At 70.1% G+C, this 25,180-nt stretch carries 20 protein-coding genes; 4 read left to right on the forward strand and 16 right to left on the reverse strand.

What is annotated here, in order from left to right; genetic code table 11:
- The first annotated feature begins 169 nt into the window (after positions 1 to 169).
- A complete protein-coding gene (locus DFR41_RS12795) occupies positions 170 to 895 on the forward strand; it encodes a GntR family transcriptional regulator (RefSeq protein ID WP_170159362.1) in 726 nt (241 codons plus the stop codon).
- An 18-nt stretch (positions 896 to 913) separates the two neighbouring features.
- Here DFR41_RS12795 and DFR41_RS12800 read toward each other — a convergent pair whose 3' ends face one another.
- The 13 genes from DFR41_RS12800 to DFR41_RS12860 form a co-directional block, all read right to left on the reverse strand.
- Positions 914 to 1,981 carry a branched-chain amino acid ABC transporter permease gene (locus tag DFR41_RS12800; RefSeq protein WP_114802950.1) on the reverse strand — a complete coding sequence of 356 codons (1,068 nt, stop codon included), beginning with the start codon at positions 1,979 to 1,981 and terminating at the stop codon, positions 914 to 916.
- A gap of 13 nt (positions 1,982 to 1,994) precedes the next feature.
- On the reverse strand, positions 1,995 to 3,059 hold the full coding sequence (locus DFR41_RS12805; protein WP_244917738.1) for a branched-chain amino acid ABC transporter permease: 1,065 nt from the start codon (positions 3,057 to 3,059) through the stop codon (positions 1,995 to 1,997).
- 13 nt (positions 3,060 to 3,072) lie between these two features.
- Positions 3,073 to 3,816 carry an ABC transporter ATP-binding protein gene (locus DFR41_RS12810; RefSeq protein WP_114802951.1) on the reverse strand — a complete coding sequence of 248 codons (744 nt, stop codon included), beginning with the start codon at positions 3,814 to 3,816 and terminating at the stop codon, positions 3,073 to 3,075.
- A 1-nt stretch (position 3,817) separates the two neighbouring features.
- Positions 3,818 to 4,642: an ABC transporter ATP-binding protein gene (locus tag DFR41_RS12815; RefSeq protein ID WP_017761941.1), complete on the reverse strand. Its 825-nt coding sequence runs from the start codon at positions 4,640 to 4,642 to the stop codon at positions 3,818 to 3,820.
- A 4-nt stretch (positions 4,643 to 4,646) separates the two neighbouring features.
- On the reverse strand, positions 4,647 to 5,840 hold the full coding sequence (locus DFR41_RS12820) for a substrate-binding domain-containing protein (RefSeq protein ID WP_017761940.1): 1,194 nt from the start codon (positions 5,838 to 5,840) through the stop codon (positions 4,647 to 4,649).
- Positions 5,841 to 5,896: 56 nt separating this feature from the next.
- Positions 5,897 to 7,459, reverse strand: a complete 1,563-nt coding sequence (locus DFR41_RS12825; RefSeq protein ID WP_017761939.1) for a long-chain-fatty-acid--CoA ligase — start codon at positions 7,457 to 7,459, stop codon at positions 5,897 to 5,899.
- A gap of 45 nt (positions 7,460 to 7,504) precedes the next feature.
- A complete protein-coding gene (locus DFR41_RS12830; RefSeq protein WP_114802952.1) occupies positions 7,505 to 9,622 on the reverse strand; it encodes a 3-hydroxyacyl-CoA dehydrogenase NAD-binding domain-containing protein in 2,118 nt (705 codons plus the stop codon).
- Positions 9,623 to 9,751: 129 nt separating this feature from the next.
- Positions 9,752 to 10,549: an enoyl-CoA hydratase/isomerase family protein gene (locus DFR41_RS12835; RefSeq protein ID WP_017757428.1), complete on the reverse strand. Its 798-nt coding sequence runs from the start codon at positions 10,547 to 10,549 to the stop codon at positions 9,752 to 9,754.
- 50 nt (positions 10,550 to 10,599) lie between these two features.
- On the reverse strand, positions 10,600 to 12,594 hold the full coding sequence (locus tag DFR41_RS12840; RefSeq protein WP_211322582.1) for an acetyl-CoA carboxylase biotin carboxylase subunit: 1,995 nt from the start codon (positions 12,592 to 12,594) through the stop codon (positions 10,600 to 10,602).
- A 29-nt stretch (positions 12,595 to 12,623) separates the two neighbouring features.
- On the reverse strand, positions 12,624 to 14,246 hold the full coding sequence (locus tag DFR41_RS12845; RefSeq protein WP_017759104.1) for an acyl-CoA carboxylase subunit beta: 1,623 nt from the start codon (positions 14,244 to 14,246) through the stop codon (positions 12,624 to 12,626).
- Between the two features lie 758 nt (positions 14,247 to 15,004).
- Positions 15,005 to 15,874, reverse strand: coding sequence for a DUF2156 domain-containing protein (locus DFR41_RS12850; protein WP_170159363.1), 870 nt, complete (start codon positions 15,872 to 15,874; stop codon positions 15,005 to 15,007).
- A complete protein-coding gene (locus tag DFR41_RS12855) occupies positions 15,871 to 16,701 on the reverse strand; it encodes a TIGR03084 family metal-binding protein (protein ID WP_114802955.1) in 831 nt (276 codons plus the stop codon). The genes DFR41_RS12850 and DFR41_RS12855 overlap by 4 nt, the downstream gene beginning before the upstream one ends.
- A gap of 29 nt (positions 16,702 to 16,730) precedes the next feature.
- On the reverse strand, positions 16,731 to 17,906 hold the full coding sequence (locus DFR41_RS12860) for an acyl-CoA dehydrogenase family protein (RefSeq protein WP_114802956.1): 1,176 nt from the start codon (positions 17,904 to 17,906) through the stop codon (positions 16,731 to 16,733).
- A 150-nt stretch (positions 17,907 to 18,056) separates the two neighbouring features.
- On the opposite strand from DFR41_RS12860, the gene DFR41_RS12865 reads away from it, so the two are divergent.
- Positions 18,057 to 19,628 (forward strand): AMP-binding protein, encoded by a 1,572-nt coding sequence (locus tag DFR41_RS12865; protein ID WP_114802957.1) that lies wholly within the window; start codon positions 18,057 to 18,059, stop codon positions 19,626 to 19,628.
- Positions 19,629 to 19,718: 90 nt separating this feature from the next.
- Positions 19,719 to 21,542 (forward strand): acyclic terpene utilization AtuA family protein, encoded by a 1,824-nt coding sequence (locus DFR41_RS12870; RefSeq protein WP_114802958.1) that lies wholly within the window; start codon positions 19,719 to 19,721, stop codon positions 21,540 to 21,542.
- Here the strand turns inward: DFR41_RS12870 and DFR41_RS12875 are convergent.
- From DFR41_RS12875 to DFR41_RS12885, 3 genes are read right to left on the reverse strand one after another with little or no spacing between them, the layout of a single operon-like run.
- Positions 21,520 to 21,858 carry a YnfA family protein gene (locus DFR41_RS12875; protein WP_114802959.1) on the reverse strand — a complete coding sequence of 113 codons (339 nt, stop codon included), beginning with the start codon at positions 21,856 to 21,858 and terminating at the stop codon, positions 21,520 to 21,522. The two genes, DFR41_RS12870 and DFR41_RS12875, sit on opposite strands and share 23 nt — an antisense overlap.
- Positions 21,859 to 21,896: 38 nt before the next feature.
- Positions 21,897 to 23,087, reverse strand: a complete 1,191-nt coding sequence (locus tag DFR41_RS12880; RefSeq protein WP_114802960.1) for an FAD-dependent monooxygenase — start codon at positions 23,085 to 23,087, stop codon at positions 21,897 to 21,899.
- Between the two features lie 3 nt (positions 23,088 to 23,090).
- Entirely contained in the window at positions 23,091 to 24,056 is a 966-nt protein-coding gene (locus DFR41_RS12885) for a Bug family tripartite tricarboxylate transporter substrate binding protein (protein ID WP_017761659.1), read from the reverse strand.
- Positions 24,057 to 24,189: 133 nt separating this feature from the next.
- On the opposite strand from DFR41_RS12885, the gene DFR41_RS12890 reads away from it, so the two are divergent.
- Positions 24,190 to 25,137, forward strand: a complete 948-nt coding sequence (locus DFR41_RS12890; protein WP_114802962.1) for a LysR family transcriptional regulator — start codon at positions 24,190 to 24,192, stop codon at positions 25,135 to 25,137.
- The last annotated feature ends 43 nt before the right edge of the window (positions 25,138 to 25,180 follow it).

The following is a 25,180-nucleotide window of genomic DNA, read 5'->3' on the forward strand; positions in this document are numbered from 1 at the left end:
GCGACGCGCTTCAGGCTGCGCCGCAACGCCGATCGGCGCAGGTCCGCAGCGTAGGACAAGGGCCCCTTGCCGTCTTGCGTCCACCGGCTGGGGCGCCCCGCCATGTGCCGGCGCAGTGCCCACTTCGCACCCGCATCGCCTGACAATGACGCAGGAAGACATCCACCCCATGAGCGACAGCAAGCCCACTGCCCCACGCCGCCCCGCCGCGCGCAAGACACCCGTCACCGTCTCCACAGGCCATCCCCGCAGCACGCCCGACCGCGTGGCCGACGCGATCGGCAAGGGCATCCTCAATCGCCGGTTCGTGGTGGGCCAGCGCTTGGTCGAAACCGACCTGATGCGCGACCTGGGCGTGGGCCGCAGCACGGTGCGCGAGGCACTGCGCATCCTGGCCGCCAGCGGTGTGGTCGAACTCACACCGCACCGGGGCGCCGTTATCCGCTCGCTCACCCGCGAGGACGCGACCAGCCTGCTGGGCGTGCTGGAAGTGCTTTCGGGGCTGGCCGCACGCTTGGCCGCCCAACGCATCCACCTGGGCGACAACGCCAAGCGCTTCGAGGCGGCCGCGCACAAGCTGGTGCGCGCCGAGACGCCCGAGGCGCTGGACCACGTGCTCGACGCACGCGCCAACTACTACAAGGTCATGTTCGACATCGCGGCAAGCCCGGAGCTCGACCGCGTGCTGCCGCAGGCCCGGGCCCATCTCTTCCGCGCCCAGTTCCACCACCTGCTCACGCCCGCCGATGTGCGCGGCATGGTGGCCGAATACCGCGGCATCACCGAAGCCATCCTGCAGGGCGACGCCGACAAGGCGGAAAAGCGCATGCGCCGCCATCTGCAGAAGTCCGGCGAGCGCACCCTGCCCCGCATGCGCGGGCTCGCCCTGGACTGAGCGCGGCCGGGCGGGTCCTCAGCGCCGAACCACGGCCATACGCAGCCGGCCCACGACGCCACTCGGGAAGAAGTACACCGACAGCACGAACACCAGGCCGAACCAGAGCATCCAGCGGTCGGGGTGGAACAGCTTGGCCAGCAGCGGCGCGGCGGCCAGGGCGCCGCTGAGCCCCGCCATCAGGCTCTGCAGGTAGTTCTCGGCCACGATGTACAGCGTCACGCCGATGACCGCGCCGTAGACGGTGCCCAGCCCACCGATCACGGCCATCAGCAGGATGTTGAGCATCACGTTGAAGCCCACCGTGGTCTGCGGCCCCACGTAGCGCAACCACAGCGCCATCAGGATGCCGGCACAGGTGGCCAGTGCCGCGGCCAGGCAGTTGACGGCGATGCGGTAGTGGAGCGTGCGATAGCCGATGGCCTCGGCCCGGAACTCGTTCTCGCGGATGGCCTCCAGCACGCGCCCGAAGCGCGAGTTGACCACCCGCAGCATGAGCAGGAAGAGCAGCAGCGACACGCCGAAGACCAGGTAGTAGGTCAGCAACCGGCCGTTGATGGCCGTGCCCAGCACCTCGTCCTCGACCAGTCGGAAGGCCGGCGTCAGGGCCTGCGGCAGGCGGAAGGTGCGGCCATCGTCGCCGCCGGTGATGCCGCTCAGGCGCATCACCAGGGCGCCGAAGGCGGCCCCGAAGGCCAGCGTCATCATGGTGTAGAAGATGGCCTTGATCCGCAGCGAGATCAGCGCGATCAGGAAGGACAGCAGCACCGACAGCCCGATCGCCGCCAGCGCGCCGACGCCCATGGCCGTCCACGTGGGCCCCAGCGTGTGCATGGCAATGGCCACGCCATAGGCGCCGATGCCATAGAACATGGCATGCGCGAAGGACACCACGCCGCAGTAGCCCAGCAGCAGGTCGAAGGACGCCACCAGCACGATGAATACGCAGATGGTGGCCGCCACGTTCAACGGCCGGGCGCCCGAGAAGAGGAAAGGCGCCGTGGCCAGGTAGAACAGCACCAGGAGCAGCAGCACGGTCAGCGCCCGGCTGCGCGGCAGGTCGCCCGAAAGGAGTCGTGTGAGCATCGCGGGTGCCTTCCTACGGCTTGTGGACCGGGTACAGCCCCTGCGGCCGCCACAGCAGCACGGCCATCATCACGAGGATGTTGGACACCAGCGCCAGGTCGGGCAGCAGAAAGCTCACGTAATTGGTGGTCAGCGCCACCAGCATGGCACCGGCGAAGCAGCCGGCCACCGAGCCCAGCCCGCCGATGATGACGATGATGAGCATCTGCACCAGCACCTCGGCGCCGATGGCCACGGTGAACTGCTCGCGGTAGAAGCCCCACATCACGCCGCCCAGGCCCGCCAGTGCCGAGCCGGCCACGAACACGCCCACGAACACCATGCGGACGCGGTAGCCGAGGGCCTCGACCATGCCCCGGTTTTCCACGCCCGCGCGGATCAGCAGGCCGATGCGCGTGCGCCCGAGCACCAGCGTCAGCCCGATGAAGACGGCCAGCCCCACGCCCACGGCCACCAGCCGGTAGCGCTCGATGGCCACGTCGTCGCCCAGCAGGATCGAGCCGCGCAGGGCCTCGGGCAGCGGCAGCAGCATCTGGTTGGCGCCGAACACCACCAGCACCAGCTGCTCCATGACGATCATGGCGCCGATGGTGATGAGGATCTGCTTGAGATGGTCGCCATAGACCGGCTTCACGAACAGCCGCTCGTACACCCAGCCCAGCAGCGCCGTCACGGCCATGGCCACGGCGATCACGGCCAGGACGGCGGCCATGCCGGCCCAGACCGACGCCGACTGCAGCAGGCCCTGCAAGGGCCCGACCATCAGCGTCGCGGTGTAGGCGCCGACCGCCACGAAGGCCGCGTGGCCGAGATTCATCACGTCCATGAGGCCGAAGACCAGCGTGAGGCCACTGGCCATGATGAACAGCATCATGCCCATGGCCAGGGCCGCCACGGTCAGCGTGACCCAGGTGGGCAGGCTGCCCGTGACCGGCAGCGCGACGGCGATGAAGGCCAGGATGACCAGGACGGGCACCAGGTCGCGTCGCCGGCCCGGCAGGGCCTCCAGCGCTGCAGGTGCGGCGGGCATGGCCGCGGCCTGCCGCCGCGCGGCCAGGGTGGAGTCGGTGGCGGACATTCGTCGGTCTCCCTCAATGGACGGCGCCGGCATGCAGGCCGAGCAGCCGGGCCTGCAGCGCCTCGTCCGCGTCCAGCGCGGCCATGGTGCCGGTGTGCACGATGCGGCCGTCGTCCATCACCGCGACATGGTCGCCCAGCGCACGCACGAAATGGAAGTTCTGCTCCACCAGCAGGATGGTGGTGCCGCGGGCCTTCAGGGCCTCGAAGGCATCGGCCAGGTTGTCGACGATGGCCGGCGCGAGGCCCTTTGTGGGCTCGTCGATCAGCAGCAGCTTGCGCGGCTCGACGATGGCGCGGGCGATGGCCACCATCTGCTTCTGCCCACCCGACAGCGTGCCGCCCGGTCGCAGCCAGAAGCGCTTGAGCGCCGGGAAGAGCCCGAAGATCCACGCCAGCCTCGCCTCGTCGAAGCGCCCGCCGATGGCTGCCAGGCGCAGGTTCTCCTGCACCGTGAGCCCGGCGAACACGCCCATGTCCTCGGGAACGAAGGCGATGCCGCGGCGTGCGATGTCCGGCGTGCGGCTGGCGGTGATGTCCTCGCCATCGAAGCGCAGCGTGCCGCGGCTGGCGTGCCACAGGCCCATGATCGTGCGCAGGGTGGTGCTCTTGCCGGCGCCGTTGCGGCCCAGCAGCACCGTCAGGCCGGCGCGCGGAACCTGAAGGTCCACGCCCTGCAGGATGTGGTATTCGCCGATGTGGGTGTGCACGCCGGTGAGCGACAGCAGCGCGTCGTCGCCCGTCTTCGGCTCCGGCATCTCATGCATGGGCCACCTCCCTGCGCGCCGTGCGCTGGCGGCGCACGCCGAGGTAAGCCTCCTGCACGACGGCCGAGGCCATCACCTCGGCGGGCATGCCGTCAGCCACCAGGCGGCCGTTGTGCAGCACGACGATGCGGTCGGCGAGCGAACGGATCACGTCCATCTTGTGCTCCACCAGAAGGATGGTGCGGTCGCCCTGCGCCTTCAGGCGCGCGATCAGGTCCAGGATCACGGGCACCTCGTCCACGCTCATGCCGGCCGTGGGCTCGTCGAGCATGACGACCTGCGGCTCCAGCGCCATCAGGATGGCGACCTCCAGCTTGCGCTTGTCGCCGTGCGACAGCCGCGCCGCCTGCTCGTCCAGGCGCGCGGCCAAGCCCACCTGCTGCACATGCTGGCGGGCCTGCTCCACCAGGTCGGCCCGGCTGCGCCACACGGCCAGCATGTTGAAGCCGGCGCGGTGGCGGCTCTGCACCGCCAGCCGCACGTTCTCCAGCACGCTCAGCCGCGGGAACAGGTGGGTGAGCTGGAAGGCGCGGCCGATGCCGCGGGCCGTGCGCCGCGCGGCGTCGAGCCGCGTGATGTCGTCCCCATGCAGCAGCACGCGACCCGCCGTGGCCGGCAACTGGCCCGAGAGCAGGTTGAAGTAGGTCGTCTTGCCGGCCCCGTTGGGCCCGACGATGGCCGTCAGCGTTCCCGCATGGAAGGCCGCGCTCACGTCGTCCACCGCGGCATGGCCGCCGAAGCGGATGCCCAGTCCGCGGCTCTCCAGGACCGGCGCACGCGCTTCAGGCGGGCGGACTTGCGCTGTCGGGTCGTGCATGCGCTCAGCGCTTGACGGTGATCGGCAGCGGCATCTCGGACGCCGGGATCTCGCGCACCAGCTCGAACAGGTCCCACTCGTTCGCGGGCGCCTTCTTCATGCGGAACTGGTACTGCGACTGCAGCGCCTGGTGGTCTTCCTTGCGGAAGGTCATCTTGCCCTTGGGCGTGTCGAACTCCATGCCTTCCATGGCGGCGATGAGCTTGGGCGTGTCGACCGAGTTGGCCTTCTTCACCCCGGCCACGATGGCCGCCGCCGTGACGAAGCCGCCCGCGGTGAACAGGTCCGGCGGCGTCTGGTAGCGCTTGCGGTGCTCGGCCACCAGCCAGTCGTTCATGGGGTTCTTGGGGAAGTCGTAGTAGTAGAAGGTGCCGCCGGTGATGTCCAGGCCACGCCAGGGCTTGGCGTTCTCGAGGTTGGCCCCACCGATGGAAAGGAACTCGATGCCGTAGCGGCCCGGGTTGAGCTCCGAGATCTTGCGGATGGGATTGGGTGCGCCCCAGATCACCACCAGGTACTTCTTGCCCTGCACATCCTTCATGCGGTCGAAGATGCGCTGCATGGGCGCGGTGAAGTCGGTGGTGGACAGCGGGATGTACTCCTCGTGCACCACGGTCGCCTTCTTTTTGGTGGCGGCCAGCGCCTCTTTGGCCGCCTTCACGCCGTCCTTGCCGTAGACATAGTCGGGCGCCAGGAAGGCGACGTTGTCGCCATCCTTCAGCGCCGCGGCGCTGGCCAGCGCGTCCTGGAACGAGTTGCGGCTGGCGCGGAAGAGGTACTTGTTCCACGCCGAGCCCGTGAGCGAATCGGCGATGGCCGGCTCGACCATCAGCAGCTTGCCGTACTCCTCCGCCACCGGCGCCATCGAGAGCGCGCCGCCGGACCAGGAGGTGCCGATGGCGATGTCGGCCTTGTCGTCCGCCAGCGCCTCGGTGAGCATGGCCTTGGACAGCTCGGGCTTCATCTGGTCGTCCTTGACGATCAGCTCGATCTTGCGGCCGAGCAGCGTCATCGATCCCTGGGTGAGGTATTCGAGGCCCAGCCGCAGGCCGCGCTCGGTGTCGCGGGCATAGGCCTCGGACGGCCCGGTCTTGCTGGCAATGAGCGCGATCTTGATCGGCTTGTCCTGCGCGAAGGCCTGTGGCGCGAGCCAGCAGGCCGCGGCCGCGGTGGCGGCCATGGCGAGTTTCTTCAACATGCTTGTCTCCGTTGTAGATAGGAACAGGCGCCTCTTCGTGCGCCCGGGATGCGCGTCTAGCCCACGGCGCGGGTCTGGCCTCTCCAGTAGGGCTCGCGCAGCACGCGCTTGAGCACCTTGCCGCTGGGGTTGCGTGGCAGCGCCTCGACGATGTCGATGGTCTTCGGGCACTTGTAGTGCGCGAGGTTCTCGCGCATGAAGTCGATGATGGCGCTCGCGTCGGCCGTGGCACCGGGGCGCAGCACCACGCAGGCCTTGACCGACTCGCCCCAGGTCGGGTCGGGCACGCCGATGACGGCGCCGTCGGCCACGGCCGGATGACGCATCAGCACGTTCTCCACCTCGGCCGGATAGATGTTCTCGCCGCCCGAGACGATCATGTCCTTGATGCGGTCGTTGATGTAGAGATAGCCGTTCTTCATGTAGCCCGCGTCGCCCGACCGGAACCAGCCGCCGTTGGCATTGCGGCCTTCCGGGTAGGCGGCCGCCGTGGCCTCGGGGTTGCGCCAGTACTCCTTGAGGTTGCGGTCGGACTCGATCCAGATCTCGCCCACCTGCCCGTCGGGCAGGTCCTTGAGGTCGATGGGATCGACGATGCGCAGGCGCCCGCCTCCGATGGGGCGACCCGCCGAACGCAGCAGTTCGGCATCGCCGGCGCGGTGGTCCTCGGGAAAGAGGAAGGTGGCCGGGCCGGAGACCTCCGTCAGGCCATAGACCTGCAGGAAGTCGCAGCCGAAGACCTCGAAGGCCTGTTGCAGCACCGACTCGCTCACCGGCGAGCCCCCGTAGGCGACGATTTGCAGCCGGCCGAAGTCGAAGGACTTCGCCTCGGGCACCTGCAGCATGAACAGGATCATGGCCGGCACCACGAAAGTGTGGGTGATGCCGTGCTCGCCGATGGCACGCAGGTAGCCGCGCGGATCGAACTCCGGGTACGACGAGGTCTGGCCGCCCGTGTAGAGCGTCAGCAGCAGCATCGTCATGCCCGCCACATGGAAGACCGGCAACGGGTTGCCCAGCACATGCCGGTGGTCGAACTTCCATTCGCGCGATACCACCCGCGAGGTGGACAGCAGCCCCGCATGCGTCAGCACGATGCCTTTGGGCAGGCCCGTGGTGCCCGAGGAATAGAGCTGCAGCGCCGCGTCATGCGTGTCCGCGGCCACCGGCTCGAAGCGGTCGGACTGGCCGGCGCACCACTGTGCCAGCGAAGGCAATGCCGTGCCTTCGGTGGTGCACACGCGGATGCGCACGCCCGGCAGCTCGGCCTTCTCCAGCAGCGGCAGGAACTCGGCATCGGCCATCAGGAATGGCGCTTCGCCGTTGTTGACGATGTACTCCACCTCCTTGGCCGCCAGCCGCCAGTTGACCGGCATGCACACGGCCCCCAGCTTGCAGGCGGCGAGCGTCACCAGGATGCACTCGACATGGTGTTTGGTGAGCACCGCCACGCGCGAGCCGCGTCCCACGCCCGCAGCGGCCAGGGCGTTGGCCAGCCGGTTGGTGAGGGCCTCGATGTCGCGGTAGCTGAGCCGCCGCTCGCCCTGCCGGTAGGCGGTGGCGTCCGGCCGCTCGGCGAGCTGACGTCGCAGTCCGTCGATGAGGGTGAGGTCTTCCATGGCGTGTCTCCGATGTGGGTGATGCGTGAGATGGTCGGGCGGCGCTCAGCCAGGAAGCCCGTCGGACAGGCGCCGCCCGCTGCGAACGAGCTCCGACAGCAACGGCGCCACGCGCCAGTAGCCGAAGCGGTCGCCGCGGGTGCGGCCGTAGAAGGTCAGTCGGTCGGCCACGGTGGCCAGGCCGAGCGCGTCGGCCCACCACATCGGCCCGCCCAGGTGATCGGGAAAGCCATAGCCGGCGGTCCAGACGATGTCGATGTCGCCTGGCCGGTAGGCGATGCCCTCCTCCAGGATCCGCACGCCTTCGTTGATCAACGGGTACAGCAGCCGCTCCACGATCTCCGGCGCGCCGATGTCCGTGCGGCGCGCGATGCCGTGGGCCGCGGCCAGCTCGGCCGCTATGCGTGCGACCTCGGGGTCGTCCACCGGCGTGCGGCCTTGGTAGCGGTAGTACCCCGCGCCCGTCTTCTGGCCGAAGCGGCCCAGTTCGTAGAGCCGACGCACCATGGCACGGTAGCTGTCGTCCGGCGGCAGCCCACCGGCCTTGCCGTACTCGATGACGGTGCGGGCCCCCACGTCAATGCCCGCCATGTCGAGCATGCGGCACGGGCCCATCGCCATGCCGAGCGCCTCGACCGCGCCGTCGACCTGCGAGGGGCTTGCGCCCTCCATCAACAGGAACTCGGCTTCACGCATGTAGACCTCGGCCATGCGGTTGCCGATGAAGCCGTAGCACACGCCCGAGACAACCGCCACCTTGCGGATGGTGCGTGCCAGCTGCATGGCCGTGGCCAGCACATCGGGCGCGGTCCGCGCGCCGCGCACCACCTCCAGCAGGCGCATCACGTTGGCGGGGCTGAAGAAGTGCAGGCCGACGACATCGGCCGGCCGGCCCGTGGCCTCGGCCAGCACATCCACGTCCAGCGTGGAGGTGTTGGTGGCGATGATCGCGCCCGGTCGACACACGGCACCCAGCCGCGCGCAGACCTGCTGCTTGAGGGCCATGTCCTCGAACACCGCCTCGATGACCAGGTCGCAATCGGCCAGCGCGGTGTCGTCGAGCGTGCCGTGCAGCAGCGCCATGCGCTCGTCCACCTGCGCGGACGTCATGCGGCCCTTGGCAGCGCTGGCCTCGTAATTGCGGCGGATGATGCCCAGCCCCCGCGCCAGGGCCTCGGCCGAGGCCTCGACCAGCGTGACCGGCAGGCCGACATTGGCGAAGTTCATCGCGATGCCACCCCCCATGGTCCCGGCGCCGAGGATGCCGACGCGGCGCACCGGCCGCAGCGCCGTGTCGCGCGGCAGGCCCGGAATGCGCGCCGCCTGGCGCTCGGCGAAGAACAGGTGGCGCAGCGCCTGCGATTCGGGCGACACGCGCAGCTGCTCGAACAGCCGCGCCTCGGTCGCCTCGCCATCGGCAAAGGGCCGCGTGGCCGCCGCCTGCACCGCCAGCACGATGCTGCGCGCGGCGGGATGGAAAGGCTTGCGCTGCGCGGCGGCCTGCAGTGCCTGCGCGAAGAAGTCGGCCGGCAGGCCCTCGTCGGGCACGGGCTGCGCGCTCAGGCGCCGCACGCCCTCGCCCCGGGCCTGCAGCTCGCCCAGGTAGGCCAGCCCCACGGCCAGCGGATCGCCCGCACGCACGGCGTCGACGATGCCGGCGTCGCGCGCGGCCTCGGCGTCCAGGCTGCGTCCGGTCGAGATCATGTCCAGCGCCTGCCGCACGCCCACCGCGCGCGGCAGGCGCTGCGTGCCCAGCGAACCCGGCAGCAGGCCCAGCTTGACCTCCGGCAGCCCGAACTGCGTGCCCGGCAGCGCCACGCGGGCATGGCAGGCCAGAGCCAGCTCCAGACCGCCGCCCAGCACCGTGCCATGCAGCGTGGCCACCACCGGACGGTCCTGCGCCTCGATGCGGGCCAGGGTGCGGTTGTAGGGCGCGGCCGAGAAGGCCGGATCGTCGAAGCTGCCGATGTCGCCGCCCGCCACGAAGGTGCGGCCCGTGCAGTGCACCAGCAGGCCGGCAAAGCTGCGGTCGGCCTCGAAGGCCAGCACAGCCTCGGCCAGGCCCGCCACCACCGCCTTCGACAGTGCATTGACAGGCGGGTTGGCGATGGTCAGCACGGCCATGTCGCCATGGCGTGCAAGGGAAACGACGGGCTCGGTCATGGGGGTCTCAGGGGTCTTCGCGCCGGTTGCGGGCGGCGAAGAAAGGCTAGCAAAGGGGTTCTTCGGCCTCTTGCGTCTACACGCTGTCCGGCTCGGTATCGACCCGGGGCCGCGGCCGCATCGGCAGGCTCAGCGTCCCGTCCACACCGGCTTTCGCTTTTCGTTAAAGGCGGCCAGGCCCTCTCGCGCGTCCTCGGTCATGGCGAGCAGCGCGATCTGGCTCTCGGTGTAGGCGATGCCTTCGTCGAAGGACATGGCGGCCATGGCCCGCATGGCGTACTTGCCGCGGCGCAGCGCCGTGGGCGACTTGTCGGCCAGGCGGTCGACCAGCCACTGGGTCTTCGCGTCCAGTTCGGCCGCGGGCACCACATGGTTGAGCAGGCCGGCCGCGTGGGCTTCGGCGGCGCCGAAGGGCTCGCCGCTCAGGCACCACTCGCGCAGCACGCGGCGCGGCACCAGGCCCTGCAGCAGGCTCAGCACCTGCATGGGAAAAAGGCCGATCTTGACCTCAGGCAGGCCGAACTGCACGGCCTCCGCCGCGACGGCCATGTCGGTCATGCACAGCAGCCCGATGCCGCCGGCCATGCAGGTGCCGTTGATGCGCGCAATGCTGGGCAGCGTGGCGTTCTGCACCTCGCGCAGCAGGTCGGCGTAGTCGATGTTGGGCCGCGAGAGGTCGAAGGCGAAGCCGGCGCCCGGTTGCAGGTCGCCCCCCGCACAGAAGGCCTTGTCGCCAGCCCCGGTGAGCACGATCACGCGCACCTCGGGGTCGGCATGGGCGCGCCGCCAGCCCTCGCGGATGCCCGCGACGACCTCCTTGTTGATGGCATTGCGCTTGTCGGGCCGGTTGAGGATGACCCACAGGGCATGGCCCCGCTTCTCGCACAGCACGGCGGGCGCCGCGGCAGGCGCTGCGTTCTCTGTCATGGATGTCTCGCTGTAAGGAATGAAACGGCGGCGCGTGGCCGCCAGCCCGCTCAGGCGGGTACGGCCTCGGTCACCGGCTCGATCTCGGCGACGACGCGGCTCGCCGCCACCTGGTCGCCGGTCCTCACATGCAGGGCGACCAACCGGCCCGCCACGGGCGCGGCATGCACGTGCTCCATCTTCATGGCCTCCAGCGTGAGCACGGGCTGGCCGGGCTGCACCATGTCGCCGATGGCGGCCAGCACCGCCACCACACGGCCGTTCATGGAAGCGCGCACCTTGCCGTCACCGCCCGCCTCGCCCTGGCGCGCCGCCGCGGCGCGGGTACGGTCCTCGATGCGGATCGGCAGGCCGGCGTAGTGCAGCAGCAGCGTGGCGCCGTCGCGGTGGAAGGCGGCGCTCTCCTGCAGGCCGTCGCAGGTGAAGCGCGCATGGTGCGGCGCCAGCCCGTCGAGCGCGACGCGGTAGGTGGCCTCGCCGATGTCGACGGCAAAGTGGCGCCCCTCGGTCAGCACGACGCTGGCGGCCACCGCCTCACCCGCCACCTGCAGGCGCATGCCGATGGGCAGGCTGGGCGCCAGGCGCCGCTGGCCGGCGGCCTGCGCCGCCGCGGTGGTCTCGTACAGCAGCACGGCGGCGATGGCGGCTGCGCGCGCGCGCAGTGCGGCATCCGGCGCCAGCAATACGTCCTGGTGGTCGGCGATGAAGGCGGTGGTCGCACCACCGGCCGCAAAGACGTCATGGCCCAGGCAGCGGTGCAGGAAGGCCTGGTTGGTGGTGACGCCAAGCGCCACCGCATCTTCCAAACCGGCCATCAGCAGACGGCGTGCGTCCTCGCGGCTGTCGCCATGGGCGATGAGCTTGGCGATCATCGAGTCGTAATACGGCGGGATCTCGGCGCCGGACTGCAGCGCATGCTCCACCCGCAGCTGCGGCGGCATCTGCCACAGGGCCATGGTGCCGCTCTGGGGCATGAAGCCCTGGTCGGCGTCCTCGGCGCACAGGCGCACCTCGATGGCATGGCCGCTAAACCGCACATCCTCCTGCGCGATGCCCAGGGGCTCTCCCGCCGCCACGCGCAACTGCAGGGCCACCAGGTCCAGGCCGGTGATGGCCTCGGTGACCGGATGCTCCACCTGTAGCCGCGTGTTCATCTCCATGAAGTAGTAGCGGCCCTCGGCGTCCAGCAGGAACTCGAGCGTGCCCGCGCCTTCGTAGCGGATGGCCTTGACCGCCGCCACCGCCGTGGCACCCATGCGCGCGCGCAACGCTGCGTCGACGGCGGGCGACGGCGCCTCCTCGATCAGCTTCTGGTGCCGGCGTTGCACCGAGCAGTCGCGCTCGCCCAGGTGGATGGCGTGGCCGTGGCGGTCGGCGAACACCTGGATCTCGATGTGCCGGGGCCGCACGATGGCGCGCTCCAGGATCACCTCGGGGTCGCCGAAGGCGCTCTGCGCCTCGGAGCGGGCGCTGCGCAGCAGCTCCGGAAACTCGGCCGCGCTGTTCACCAGCCTCATGCCGCGCCCCCCGCCACCGGCCGTGGCCTTGATCATGACCGGGAAGCCGATGCGCCCGGCCTCGTCGGCCAGACGCGCCTCGCTCTGGTCCTCGCCCTGGTAGCCGGGAATGCACGGCACGCCCGCGGCCTGCATCAGCACCTTGGCGCCGGCCTTGTTGCCCATGGCGCGGATCGCCTCGGCCGAGGGACCGATGAAGACCAACCCGGCGTCGTGGCAGGCCTGGGCGAAGTCCTCGTTCTCGGCCAGGAAGCCGTAGCCGGGGTGTACCGCGTCGGCCCCGCTGCGGAGGGCGGCCTCGATCAGCGCCGAAATGCGCAGATAGCTCTGCGCCGGCAGCGGCTCGCCGATGCATACCGCCTGGTCGGCCTCGCGCACATGGCGTGCGCCGGCATCGGCGGTGGAATGGACAGCCACGGTGCGGTAGCCCAGGGCGCGGGCGCTGCGGATGATGCGCAGTGCGATCTCCCCGCGGTTGGCAATGAGGATCTTGCGGAAGGGCGTGCGCGCGGGGGTATCGGCGGTCATGGCGTGGAGGTTCGATCGGTCGCGGGAGGTCATGGCCGGGCCACGGAGAACTGCATGGCCTGCGGCTGCCGCTGTTCGGCATCGCGGCAGATGGCCAGCACGTTGGCCAGCACGGCGCGGGTGTCGCGCGGGTCGATCACACCGTCGTCCAGCAGGTGCGCGCTGGTGGTGAACACGCTCATCTGGCTGTCGAAGCGCTCCACGATGCGGCGCTCCAGCTCGGCCAGCTTGGCGTGGTCCACCTCGCCGCCCTTGCGCTTCATGGCGGCCTCGGTCACGTTGACCATCGTCTGCGCCGCCTGCTCGCCGCCCATCACGGCCGTCTTGGCATTGGGCCAACTGAAGCAGAAGCGCGGATGGAAGCCGCGGCCGCACATGCCGTAGTTGCCGGCCCCGAACGAAGCGCCGCAGTAGATGGTGATCTGCGGCACCGTCGCATTGGTCACGGCCTGGATCATCTTGGAGCCGTGCTTGATGATGCCGGCCTCCTCGTACGCACGGCCCACCATGAAGCCGGTCGTGTTGTTGAGGTACAGGATGGGCGTGCGCGACTGGCAGCAGGCCTGGATGAAGTGCGTGGCCTTGGCCGCGCCGGCCGGGTCGATGGGCCCGTTGTTGGTGACGATGCCCAGCGGCATGCCTTCGATCTTGATGTGGCCGACCACGGTGGCGCCGCCGTAGTTCTGGCCGAATTCGAGAAAGTCGGAGTCGTCGGCGATGCGGGCGATGACCTGCTTCATGTCCACGGGCCGCTTGTGGTCCATGGGCATGATGCCCAGCAGTTCCTCCGCGTCATGGCGTGGCGGCTTGAAGGAGCGCTCGGGCTCAACCGGCACGCTGCGCTGCCAGTCGATGTTGGCCAGGATCTCGCGGGCCAGGCGGATGGCGTCGCGGTCATCCTCGGCCAGGTAGTCGCCCAGGCCGGAGATGGACGTGTGCATGAGCGCGCCGCCCAGTTCCTCCTCCGTCGCGATCTCGCCGGTGGCGGCCTTGAGCAGCGGCGGCCCGGCCAGGAAGGCCCGAGAGCGGCCGCGCACCATGATGATGTAGTCCGAGAGGCCCGTCTGGTAGGCCCCGCCCGCGGTGGACGAGCCATGCGTGACGGTGACCACCGGCAGGCCGGCCGCGGAGATGCGCGCGATGTTGCGGAACAGGCTGCCGCCGGTGACGAATTCCTCGACCTTGTAGGTCATGAGGTTGGCGCCGGCCGACTCCACGAGCTGCACGTAGGGCAGCTTGTTCTCCAGCGCCAGCTCCTGCATGCGCAATTGCTTGGGGATGCCCATGGGCTGCAGGGCACCGGCGTCGATGCCGGAGTCCGAGGCATTGACCATGACGCGCACGCCGCTGACCCGGCCGATGCCGCCGATGACGCCGCCTCCGGGGACGCTTCGGTCGAGGTCGGGGTTGTCGAGGCCCAGGCCAGCGAGGGCACCGATCTCGAGGAAGGGCGTGCCGGGGTCGAGCAGCAAGGCCAGGCGCTCGCGCGGGAGCAGTTGGCCGCGTTTCTCGAAGCGCTCGCGGGACTTGGCGGAGGTGGCGATGCTGCGTTGCTGATAAGTGCGCACGCGCTCGATGAGCGCGAGCATGCCGGCCCGGTTGGCTTCGAAGGCATCGCTGCCGGGGGAGATGGTCGACTCGATGATGGCCATGAGGTGCTTCTGGTGCGGGCGTCTGCGGTGCTGCGAACGCCTGCCATGTTGGGTGGGGGTCAGCTTAGGCAGCGCGGCCTTGCGGGTCTTGCGCGAAGTGGCTGTCTGGCGGTTGCGTGAGGCACTTCGGTCGGGCGTGCACGGTGCACTTCGGTCCGGGGCGCGCGCGCCGGGGCCGGGGCCTGGGGGCCGCGGGCTCATACTTTTTCAGAAATCGCCCGCGGCCCCCAGGCCCCGGCCCCGACGCGCGGGAGACGGCGTGTCGGCACCGGCGAGATCAGTGCCGTGGCGAGCGGAACGACTGCCGTGCACTTCCCCATCCCTGCCATCCCCACCGCGAGAAGGAGTCAGTGCCGGCCGTTTACCCGCAACGCAGGCCCAGGTGCCGGTGAGGGCGTGGCGGCGCGCCTGTGGGGTGCCGAGGAGCGCAGGGCGGACGGGCTGCAGGCCTGCCGGAGGACAGGCCTGCTTCGTGATCTGACTCGCGGCAGTTGTTTGAGCGCAGCGCGAAGCGCGTAGCGAGTTCTGCCGCGGCCCGTTCGTCCGAGCACCGGAGGGAAGTCGGCGAAGCCGACCGCCCCACTTGAAGCGCCGACACGCCCTCACCGGCACCAGGGCCGGACCACCGTCAACGAACGAGCTCTCATCGGCACCAGGCCCCGGCCATCGTCAATGACCGGGCTCTCATCAGCGCCAAGGCCGGACCATCGCCACGAAAGTTGGAACTCCGCAAAACCAGCTCGTCGCAAGGGCCAGGGTCAAGGCGAGTGCGACACCCGCCACTTCGCCAGCAAGCCCTGCGGCGCATACGACCGCTTGCTCCGCCGGAAGCCAGGATTGCCCATGTCCTGCTCGAAGTTCAGCCAGACCACCGGCCGCACGAACGACCGGCAGAAGTGCTGGAACATGAACGGGTAGACGCCCACATGGCTGTCCAGGCCCTTGGCGAAGCGGATGGCGAACACGCCCGGCTCCAGCGCCTGCGCGAGCACGAAGGCCACCGGCTGCGACTGGACGTAGTACACGAAGCCTTCGAGGCCGAAGCGCCCGGCATGCGTGAGGGCCTCCAGACACGCGTGCTCGTCGGCCTCGCCCGCGTTCTTGCCCTTCTGGGCCATCCAGCCCTCAAGCACCTCGCGCGCCGCCGCTTCCAGTGATGGACCGAAGGGCACGGCCTCGGGCACATGGTGGGCCAGGAACTGCCGCACCAGGTTGCGCTTCTTGGCCAGGGCCCGACCCGCATAGTCACGGAAGGACTCGGCCGCGTAGAGGTAGTCCGCGTCGTCGTCGTTGGCGCTGCATGCGAAGCGGCCGGCCGGCAAGGCCCCGACCTGATGCTCGGCCACCGGATAGAGACAGCCATGCCTTTCGATCAACGCATCCAGCACCGCCAGCGGCGCCGCACCGATGTCGAAGAGCGGCATGAAGTGCCCGGCACCGTCGTAGGTACGACCCACCACGCCCGGCCACTCGCCGGGCAGGAAGCGGTACGCATGGGCCTCGCGGAACAGGTACAGGTTGGAGAAGGCATGGTCCGACAGCGCCTGCGCGCCCTGCCCCGCCCGCAAGGCCGCCAGCGACGCGTCGATGCGCGGCTGCAGGTCCAGCGTGATCGGCAGGCCGGTCAAGCGAGCGTGTCGAGGTACTCGACGCGGCGCACGCCGGGCGGCGGCGCGCTGGCCGGCTCGCCGGCAAAGCACTGAGCGATCTGCAGCCATTCGCGCGCGGCGCCGTCGCTGTAGCGCAGCGCCGTATCGGCCACATTGCGGCGCTGCGTCACCAGCAGGCAGAAGTCCTCGGCCGTGCCGCGCACCCACTCGGACGATGCCGGGTCGCCCCAGGTCCAGGCACCCTCGCCTTCTGCGCCGCCGAGTGGCGGCTGCAGTTCCACGTACGGCACCACCGCCGGCACCGGCAGGCCGCGGTTCACGAAGCTCCAGCCGAAGGTGGTGACGCCGATGTGGGCGATGTGACGAAGCCGCGGGCCGACCGGACGGCGCCGGCGCACCACATCCCACACGTCCTGGCCATGGGCCCAGGTCTCCATCAGACGGGCCGTCGCGAAGGAGCGCGCGCTCATGCTGGGGCCGTACCAGGGCAGCCGGGCCTTCGGGTCCAGCGCTGCCAGCGCATCGGTGAGCCGCGCCGACACCGGCTCCCATCGCGCCAGCAGGGCCGGCCCGTCCAGATGGCCGTACTTCTCGCGGGCGATGGCACTGATCTCGCGGCCGGCCGACAGCTGCGCCGTGAGTGCGGCGGTGTCGCGTGCAAAGGCGTCGGCGTCGGTGGCTGCCAGGAGCGCGGTCTCGTCGAAGTACAGCAGGTGTGCGATCTCGTCCCACGGTGTCCAGCCGTAGAAGTCGCTGCGCAGGCGCCACTGTTCGGCGCTCAGGCCGCGCGCCAGTCCGGCCAGTTCGGCGTACTCGGTGCGCAGGTCGTCGATGGTGTCGTTCATCGTGGTCGTGTCTTGTCGGTTCGTCGCGTTCAGATGCCCAGCTGCCGCGCAGCCAGGTCCTTCATCACTTCCTCGGCGCCTCCGCCGATCATCATGACCTTGACCTCGCGGTAGATGCGCTCGCTCTTCGTGCCGCGCATGAAGCCCATGCCGCCCAGCAGCTGCACGGCCTGATCGGCACAGAACTGCATGGTCTGCGTGGCCTGCACCTTGGCCAGGCACACGCGCGCCACCAGTTGCGCCGGCTGCGCCAGCCGGTGCTCGATGCGGTAGGCCAGGTCATGGAGCAGCGCGCGGGTCGCGTCGATGCGCATGACCATGTCCATCAGCTTGTGACGCACCACTTGCCGGTCGGACAGCAGGCTGCCGCCCACGCTGCGCTGGCCTGTCCAGTCCAGTGCCTCGTTCAGACAGACCTCGGCATAACCGCAGGCCAGCGCGGCCATCAGCAGGCGCTCGCTGTTGAAGTTGTTCATCACCAGCTTGAAGCCGTGGTTCTCTTCGCCGACGAGATGCGCGACGGGCACCCGGCACTGGTCGAAGCGCAGGTGTGCGGTGTCGGAGCTCCACCAGCCCATCTTCTTGAGCGGCGTCCGGGTCAGGCCGGGCGTGTCGCCGTCGATCACCAGCAGCGAGATGCCGCCCGCGCCCTTGGCCGCCGGGTCGGTGCGCACGGCCGTGGTGATGAAGTCGGCGCGCACGCCGGAGGTGATGAAGGTCTTCTCGCCGTTGACGATGTAGTGGTCGCCGTCCCGCACGGCCGTCGTGCGCAGGCTGGCCACGTCGGAGCCGCCCGAGGGCTCGGTGATGGCCAGGGCCGCGATCTTCTGCCCCGCCAGCACCGGTGGAATCACCCGCTGGCGCAGCGCCTCGCTCCCGGCCTTGAGCACCGGCGGCAGCGCGATGCTGTGCGACAGGAGCGAAGCCTGCACGCCGCCGCTGCCGCAGCGCGCGAATTCCTCGGCCACGACCAGTTGGTAGAACAGGTCCGCGGGCGTGCCGCCATAGGCCTCGGGGTAGCCCAGGCCCTGCACGCCCAGCTCCGCCATGCGCGCGTAAAGCGTACGCGGAAAGGTCTCGGCCTCGTCCCACTCGTGCACATGGGGCGTGATCTCGCGGGCGATGAAGTCGCGCAGGCTCGCGCGGAACTGCTCGTGCTCCGGCGTGAAATGGAAGGGAAGCGGCGGCGCTTCGAGCAGGTCCATCGAGGTCTCCTGATGCTGCTGCAAGGCTACCGGCAGCGGAGATCCCAGTCTTGTGCGAACTGGCTGCCGGCAGCGAGTTCACGCAAGCCAGCCAGGCCGCCGCCGCCTAGGCTGACGGGTTCCGCGTTGCCGCATTCTTCTTCGCTTTCCATGGCCGCTCTGCCCCCTGCCGATACCCTCGTCCCGCCGGTCCTGCTGCTGCCGGCGGCCCTGCACCACGCAGCCCTGCGCCATCACCAGGTGACGGCCTACATCGATGGCGAGCGCCGCTTCGGCTTTGCCGACCTGGATGCCGCAAGCCAGCGGCTCGCCAGCGCGCTGCTGCACATGGGCCTGGTGCGCGGCGACCGCATCGCCGTGCTGTGCGTCAACCGGATCGAATGGCTGCAGCTCTTCTTTGCCGCGACGCGCATCGGCGTCGCCGTCGTGGCACTGAGCCCGCGCTACCGCGAAGCGGAGATCGGCTTCATGCTCGCGGACAGCGAGGCACGGGCCGTGTTCACCACGCGCTGCATCGACGGCTTCGACTTCGAGGCTGCCATCGAGGCGATGGCGCCCGCGCTGCCTTCGCTGCGCCGCGTGCTCGCCATTGATGGCCAGGCCTTCGCGACGATGGCCGGCGCCCGCATCGACGAGGATGCGCTCCAGGCCACCACGGCGGCCGTGCAGCCCGACGACCTGGCGATGGTGATCTACACCTCGGGCACCACCGGCAGGCCCAAGGGCTGTGCGCTCACCCACCGCAGCCTGCTCGCCTCGGCGGCCGCCCAAGCCCGTCACACCCGCGTGCAGCCGGGCGAGCTGATGCAGCTGGCCAACCCCTTCAACCACGTCGGCGGCATCACCTGCGGCATCCTGGCCCAGATGCTGGCAGGCGGCAGCTGCGAGCTGGTGCCGGTGTTCAAGGCCAAGACCGTGCTGGACATGATCCGCCGGCATCCACCGGCCATCCTGGTGGGCGTGCCGACCATGATGACGCTGCTGCTCACCCACCCGGAGTCGGCCGAGGTCGACCTGGCGTCGGTGCGGCTGATCATCACCGGCGGCTCCAATGCCGATGCCACGCTGCTGTCGCAGCTGCGCCAGCGCATGCCGGCCGCCACCGTGATGAACCTCTACGGGCTCTCCGAAGCCTCGGGCGCGCTGGTGATGACGCCCTGGCACGGCACGGACGAGGACCTGATGCGCAGCATCGGCACGCCGCTCGAAGGTGTCGAGGTGCGTGTGTGCGCGCCCGACGGCCGCACCGTGCCCACTGGCGAGATCGGCGAGCTGCAGTTCCGCGGCGGCGGCGTGGTCCGCGGCTACATCGGCGCCGCGGCCGGCCAGGGCGGCTTCGAGGACGGCTGGCTGCGCACCGGCGACCTGGGCGAGGTGGACGCGCGCGGTTTCATCACCTTGCGTGGCCGCATGAAGGACATGTACATCCAGGGTGGCTTCAATGTCTACCCGGCGGAGGTGGAAGCCCTCATCGCCACCCATCCCGCAGTGCTGATGGTGGCCGGCGTGGGCGTGCCCGACCCGGTGCTCGGCGAGGTGGGACGCTACTTCGTCGTGCCCAAGCCTGGCAGCACGCTCACCGCCGAACAGGTGCTCGCGCACTGCGAGGGCCGCATCGCCGACTACAAGATGCCGCGCCAGGTGGTGCTGCGCGAGGCACTGCCGCTCACGCCGGCCGGCAAAATCCACAAGGCGGCGCTGCGCGAGGACGAGTCGGCCTAGGCCGCAGATCGGTGCGCACCGACATCAGCGAGTTGGCGCAAGCCCCGTGCCACCCGTCTCGCTAAGCTGGTCTCATCCAAGGAAACGCGCATGACAGACACGCCGAACAACGCCTCCCGCACGGTCCGCATCGGCGGCGCCTCGGGCTTCTGGGGCGACAGCATGGTGGCCGCGCCGCAGCTCGTGAAGGGCGGCCGGCTCGACTACCTGGTCTTCGACTACCTGGCCGAGACCACCATGGCCATCCTGGCCGCGGCCCGGGCCAAGAACCCCGAACTGGGTTACGCCACCGACTTCGTCGACATCGCCATGAAGCCCGTGCTGGCCGAGGTCAAGCGCCAGGGCATCAAGGTGGTCAGCAATGCGGGCGGCATCAACCCGCACGGCTGCGCCGCCGCGCTCAAGGCCGTGGCCGAGGCGCAGGGCATCGCACTGCGCATCGCCGTGATCGAGGGCGATGACGTGAGCAGCCTGATGCCCGGCCTGCGCGCCGACGGCGTGCGCGACATGTTCACCGGCGAGGCCCTGCCCGAGAAGGTGCTGAGCGCCAACGCCTACCTGGGCGCCGCGCCCATCGCCGCCGCGCTGGCCGCCGGTGCCGAGGTGGTCATCACCGGCCGCTGCGTGGACAGCGCCGTCACGCTGGGCCCGCTGATGCACGAGTTCGGCTGGACGGCCACTCAGCACGACCTGCTCGCGTCGGGCAGCCTGGCCGGCCACATCATCGAATGCGGCTGCCAGGCCACCGGCGGCCTGCACACCGACTGGGAGGACATCCCGGACTGGGCCCACATCGGCTACCCGATCGTGGAATGCCATGCCGACGGCAGCTTCGTCGTCACCAAGCCGGAGGGCACCGGCGGCAAGGTGATCCGCGCAGGCGTGGTGGAACAGCTGCTCTACGAGATCGGTGACCCGGGCGCCTACCTGCTGCCCGAGGTGAGTTGCGACTTCCGCGAAGTGCGCGTCACCCAGCAGGGCGAGAACCGCGTGCACGTGAGCCCGGCCAAAGGCCGCGCGCCGACGCCCCATTACAAGGTGTCGGCCACGCAGCTGGACGGCTTCCGCTGCGCGGGCAGCATGGTGATCATCGGCATCGACGCCGAGAAGAAGGCGCGGCGCACGGCCGAGGCCATCCTCGAGCGCACCGGCGAGATCCTGCAGGCGCAGGGCCTGCCGCCCTTCACCTCCACCTACATCGAAGTCATCGGCGCCGAGACGCTCTACGGCCCGCACGCCCGCACCCGCCAGGCGCGCGAGGTGATGATGCGCGTGGTGGCCAACCATCCGCAGAAGGCGGCACTGGCCATGTTCGCGCGCGAGATCGCGCCTTCCGGCACGTCATGGTCGCCGGGCACCACCAGCCCCGGTGGCGGGCGACCGGCGGTGTCGCCGCTGGTCAAGCCCTTCGCCTTCCTGCTGGACAAGCGCGCGGTGCAGCCGGGCTTCGTGCTCAATGGCGTGCGTCATGCGGTGGCCGTCCCTGCCGGCGCGCAGGCCTCGCCCGTGCCGGCCCTGCCCGACCCACCCGCCTGGCGCCCTGACGAACCCGCCACCGAGACCGTGCGCCTGATCGACCTGGCCTGGGCGCGCAGCGGCGACAAGGGCAACCTGTCCAACATCGGCGTGGTGGCGCGCCGGCCGCAGTGGCTGCCGCTGCTGTGGCACGCGCTGCAGCCGGCAGTGGTGGAGGCCTGGTTCAGGCACCTGCCCGCCGGGCACGTCACGCGCTACCACCTGCCCGGCACGGATGCGATGAACCTGCTGATCCACGATGCCCTCGACGGCGGCGGCCCTTCGTCCATGCGCATGGACCCGCTGGGCAAGGGCATGGCGCAGATGCTGCTGGACATGCCGGTCGCGGTGCCGCCCAGCGTGGCGGCCGAAGCACTCAGGCGCGCGGGCCGAGCATGATCACCGCCATGCCGGCCAGGCACAGCGCGACGCCGACCAGGTCATAGGCGGTGGGCGTCACGCCGTCCACCCGCCACAGCCACAGGATCGCCACGCCCACATACACGCCCCCATAGGCCGCATACACGCGGCCACTGCCGGTGGGATGCAGCGTCAGCAACCAGGCGAACAGCGCCAGGCTGGCGGCCGCTGGCAGCAGCAGCCAGGCCGAGCGGCCCTGACGCAGCCACAGCCAGGGCAGATAACAACCCACGATCTCGGCCAGGGCCGTGAGCACGAAGAGTGCGAAGGTCTTGAGCAGGTACACGGTGGGCATTCTGCATGGCGGTGCCTCGCCCACTCCGCCGCCCGCGGCTAGAGCACGACCTCGTCCACCCGGTACTCGAACAGCCAGTGGTAGCGCTCGTGCACACGCTCCGGCCGCCATTCGCGGTCCACATAGGCGGCCGCGCCCGAAGCACTGGCCAGTTCGGGGTTGTGGAAGCGGCGTCCGTTCTCGGTCGACTTCTCCACGATGCGGGTCGTCCGGTCGTGGCGTGCGGCTTCGTAGCGACGCAGCGCCTCAGGCGCGTCGTCGATTTCGGCCAGTGCACGACCCAGCACGAAGCCGTCCTCGATGGCCATGGCGGCGCCCTGCGCCAGAAAGGGCAGCGTGGGATGCGCGGCATCGCCCAGCAGCGTCACCCTGTCCTGCGTCCAGCGCGCAAGGGCGGGCCGCGCCATCAGCGCCCAGCGGTACGGCACGTCGATGTGGCGGATCAGCGCATGCACGTCGTCATGCCAGCCCTCGAAGTCGGCATGGCATTCGGCGTGCGTGCCGCGCTGCGTCCACGACTCGGCCACCCAGCGGTCGGTCTCGACGATGCCGACGAAGTTCATCAGCTGGCCCCCGCGCAGGGGGTAGTGGATGACATGGCGCCCGGGCCCGACCCAGTTGGTACCGACCGGGCGCACCAGTTCGACCGGCAGGCGGCCGATCGGGATCACGCCGCGCCAGGCCATGCAGCCCGAATAGACGGCGGGCCCATCGCCAAAGAGCTGGCGGCGCACGGCCGAGTGCACGCCGTCGGCGCCGATCAACACACGCCCGCGGTGCTCCGAGCCATCGGCCAGCGTGAGCGTCACGCCGTCGGCTGTCTGGGCAAAGCGCTCGCAACGCGCGCCCAGGCACAACGCATCTGGCGCAAGGGCGCGGATCGCCTCCACCAGCACCCGATGCAGGTCGGGCCGGTAGAGCGTGTAGTAGGGATGCCCGTATTCCGCCACCGACGCATCGCCCAGGTCGAAGAGCTTCCAGGTCTGGCCGGTGCTCCACAGCCGGATCTCCTTGCCCATCGGCTCTGCCGCGACGTGGGCCAGCGGCTCGGCCAGGCCCAGCAGATGCAACGCGCGGGTGGCGTTGGCGCTCAGCTGCAGGCCCGCGCCCACCTCGCCAAGCTGCGCGGCCTGCTCGAAGACGCGCACGGCGTGGCCGCGACGCAGAAGCGCCAGCGCAGCGGTCAGGCCGCCGAGGCCGGCGCCGGCGATGAGGATCGGGTCAGGCATCGCTCACTCTCCCGTCACACCGGCCTGCTGGATGATGCGCGCCCACTTCGCGGCATCGGTGGCGATGACCTGGCCGAAGGCCTCGGGCCCATCCACGCCGGGTTCCACGCCCTGATCGCTCAGTACCTGCCGGATCTCGGCCGTGCGCGATACCTGCGCCATGGCCTTGCGCAGCGTCTCCAGCACGGCAGGCGGCGTTTCCTTGGGCGCCACCAGGCCGAACCAGGAGTAGGCCTCATACGGCTTGCCGAGGGCGGACTGCAGCGTCGGCGTCTGCGGCAGCGGCGCGTAGGGCTGGGTGCCGCCCACGCCGAGGGCGCGCAGCTTTCCCGTCTTGACGAAGGGCTGCAATGCAGCCGCGGTGTCGAACACCAGGTCGACCTGTCCGCCGATGGCATCGGTGATCGCCGGGCTGCCACCGCGGTAAGGCACGTGGGTCAGCTTGATGCCGGCGACGTCGGCGTACAGCTCGGTCGATAGGTGACCGATGGATCCCGTGCCGGCCGTGCCCACGGTCAGGCGCCCGTCGCGCGCCTTGCGGGGCAGGTCGGCCAGCGAGGCGATGCCGCTGGCCGGTGAAGCCGCCAACATCATCGGGCCGCGCAGGGCCATGCCGATGGGCACGAAGGACTGGGCGTCGTAGCGCAGGTTCTTGTAGAGGCCCGGCGCCACGGCAAGCGTGCTGGTGCCGCCCCACAGCAGCGTGTAGCCGTCGGCAGGCGCCCGCGCGACGAAGGCGCTGCCGACGGTGCCGGCGGCGCCCGCACGGTTGTCGATGACCACCGGCTGGCCCAGCGTCTCGCCCAGCGCCTTGCCGTACACCCGGGCACTGGCGTCGGTGGGACCGCCCGCCGGGAAAGGCACGACGATGGTGATGGCGCGGGAGGGATAGGGAGCCTGGGCCAGCGCCGGCACAACGGGCAAGGCCATCAGCGAGGCCGCGAGGGCGCGGCGCACAAGGGAAGTCATGGGTCTGTCTCCTGAAGGGGCGACCGGCACATCCCGCCGGTCCGAATCCCGATTGGAAGCGGCATGGCCAGCAAAGTAAAAGTCAGAAATAAAATCAATTGATGACTGATCTTTATCAAGAAAACGTCGGGCCATGAACCTTTCGGCTCGGCAGTTGCGGGCATTCGTGGCCGCCGCGCGGGTGCAGAGCTTCACCCGCGCGGCCGAGCAGTTGCACGTCACCCAGCCGGGGCTGAGCGCGATGCTCCGTGAGCTGGAGGCCCAGCTGGACTGCCGCCTCTTCGAGCGCACCACGCGCAGCGTGGCCCTCACGGCCCAGGGCATGGCCTTCCTGCCCACGGCCACGCGCGTGCTGAGGGAGCTGGACGATGCCGCTGCATCGCTGGGCCGCATCACGGCCACGCAGAAGCGTCGGCTGTCGGTGGGTGCCACGCCGGTCATTGCCTCGTCGGTCCTGCCCCAGGCCTGCGCGGTCTTCGCGCAGGCGCATCCGAACGTCGAGGTGGAGGTGCAGGACCTGGACCGCGCGCTGATCTACGAACGGGTGCAGAGCGGGGTGCTCGATGCCGGCTTTGGCGCCTTCCTCACCACCTCGCGGGCGGTGCGCCGACGCAAGCTGCTCGATGCGCAGCTGCTGCTGATCCTGCCGGCGGACGAGTCACCGGCGGAAGCGGCCCCCTTGCGCTGGAAGGAAGTTCCTCGTCACGGGCTGCTGGGCTTGCCGCCCACCAACCCCATCCAGCAGCAGGTGGAGGCCTCTCTGCGCGACAGCGGCGATCCCGGCCAATTCGTGCAGAGCTTCAATCACCTGCACACGCTGCTGGCGATGGTCGAGGCGGGCCGCGGGGCGGCCGTGCTGCCCTCCTTCGTGGCTGGCGCCGCGGCGCGCTATCGCGTCGCGCTGCATGCACTGCGGCAACCGGTGGTGCCCGTCGACTTCTTCGAGATCACCAAGGCGGGCCGGGAGGAAAGCGACCTGCTCACGGCATTCGCCGAATGCATCACGGCGGTGCTGTCACCCTGGACCTCCGCTGTCGGCGCACCACAGACGCGCGGCCGGTCCGCCCGGTCCCGCGCCTGAGCTGAGCGGGGGCGACGCCCGTCAACGGGCGGACGCGCCGCCC

It is taken from the genome of Pseudacidovorax intermedius (genome assembly GCF_003350475.1).
Classification (GTDB): Bacteria; Pseudomonadota; Gammaproteobacteria; order Burkholderiales; family Burkholderiaceae_C; genus Xenophilus; species Xenophilus intermedius.

What these genes read in the sequence shown, in the direction of transcription:
- DFR41_RS12795 (WP_170159362.1), top strand. Translation starts at nt 170, where the DNA reads ATGAGCGACAGCAAGCCCACTGCCCCACGCCGCCCCGCCGCGCGCAAG.
- DFR41_RS12800 (WP_114802950.1), bottom strand. Translation starts at nt 1,981, where the DNA reads ATGCTCACACGACTCCTTTCGGGCGACCTGCCGCGCAGCCGGGCGCTG.
- DFR41_RS12805 (WP_244917738.1), bottom strand. Translation starts at nt 3,059, where the DNA reads ATGTCCGCCACCGACTCCACCCTGGCCGCGCGGCGGCAGGCCGCGGCC.
- DFR41_RS12810 (WP_114802951.1), bottom strand. Translation starts at nt 3,816, where the DNA reads ATGCCGGAGCCGAAGACGGGCGACGACGCGCTGCTGTCGCTCACCGGC.
- DFR41_RS12815 (WP_017761941.1), bottom strand. Translation starts at nt 4,642, where the DNA reads ATGCACGACCCGACAGCGCAAGTCCGCCCGCCTGAAGCGCGTGCGCCG.
- DFR41_RS12820 (WP_017761940.1), bottom strand. Translation starts at nt 5,840, where the DNA reads ATGTTGAAGAAACTCGCCATGGCCGCCACCGCGGCCGCGGCCTGCTGG.
- DFR41_RS12825 (WP_017761939.1), bottom strand. Translation starts at nt 7,459, where the DNA reads ATGGAAGACCTCACCCTCATCGACGGACTGCGACGTCAGCTCGCCGAG.
- DFR41_RS12830 (WP_114802952.1), bottom strand. Translation starts at nt 9,622, where the DNA reads ATGACCGAGCCCGTCGTTTCCCTTGCACGCCATGGCGACATGGCCGTG.
- DFR41_RS12835 (WP_017757428.1), bottom strand. Translation starts at nt 10,549, where the DNA reads ATGACAGAGAACGCAGCGCCTGCCGCGGCGCCCGCCGTGCTGTGCGAG.
- DFR41_RS12840 (WP_211322582.1), bottom strand. Translation starts at nt 12,594, where the DNA reads ATGACCGCCGATACCCCCGCGCGCACGCCCTTCCGCAAGATCCTCATT.
- DFR41_RS12845 (WP_017759104.1), bottom strand. Translation starts at nt 14,246, where the DNA reads ATGGCCATCATCGAGTCGACCATCTCCCCCGGCAGCGATGCCTTCGAA.
- DFR41_RS12855 (WP_114802955.1), bottom strand. Translation starts at nt 16,701, where the DNA reads ATGAACGACACCATCGACGACCTGCGCACCGAGTACGCCGAACTGGCC.
- DFR41_RS12860 (WP_114802956.1), bottom strand. Translation starts at nt 17,906, where the DNA reads ATGGACCTGCTCGAAGCGCCGCCGCTTCCCTTCCATTTCACGCCGGAG.
- DFR41_RS12865 (WP_114802957.1), top strand. Translation starts at nt 18,057, where the DNA reads ATGGCCGCTCTGCCCCCTGCCGATACCCTCGTCCCGCCGGTCCTGCTG.
- DFR41_RS12870 (WP_114802958.1), top strand. Translation starts at nt 19,719, where the DNA reads ATGACAGACACGCCGAACAACGCCTCCCGCACGGTCCGCATCGGCGGC.
- DFR41_RS12875 (WP_114802959.1), bottom strand. Translation starts at nt 21,858, where the DNA reads ATGCCCACCGTGTACCTGCTCAAGACCTTCGCACTCTTCGTGCTCACG.
- DFR41_RS12880 (WP_114802960.1), bottom strand. Translation starts at nt 23,087, where the DNA reads ATGCCTGACCCGATCCTCATCGCCGGCGCCGGCCTCGGCGGCCTGACC.
- DFR41_RS12885 (WP_017761659.1), bottom strand. Translation starts at nt 24,056, where the DNA reads ATGACTTCCCTTGTGCGCCGCGCCCTCGCGGCCTCGCTGATGGCCTTG.
- DFR41_RS12890 (WP_114802962.1), top strand. Translation starts at nt 24,190, where the DNA reads ATGAACCTTTCGGCTCGGCAGTTGCGGGCATTCGTGGCCGCCGCGCGG.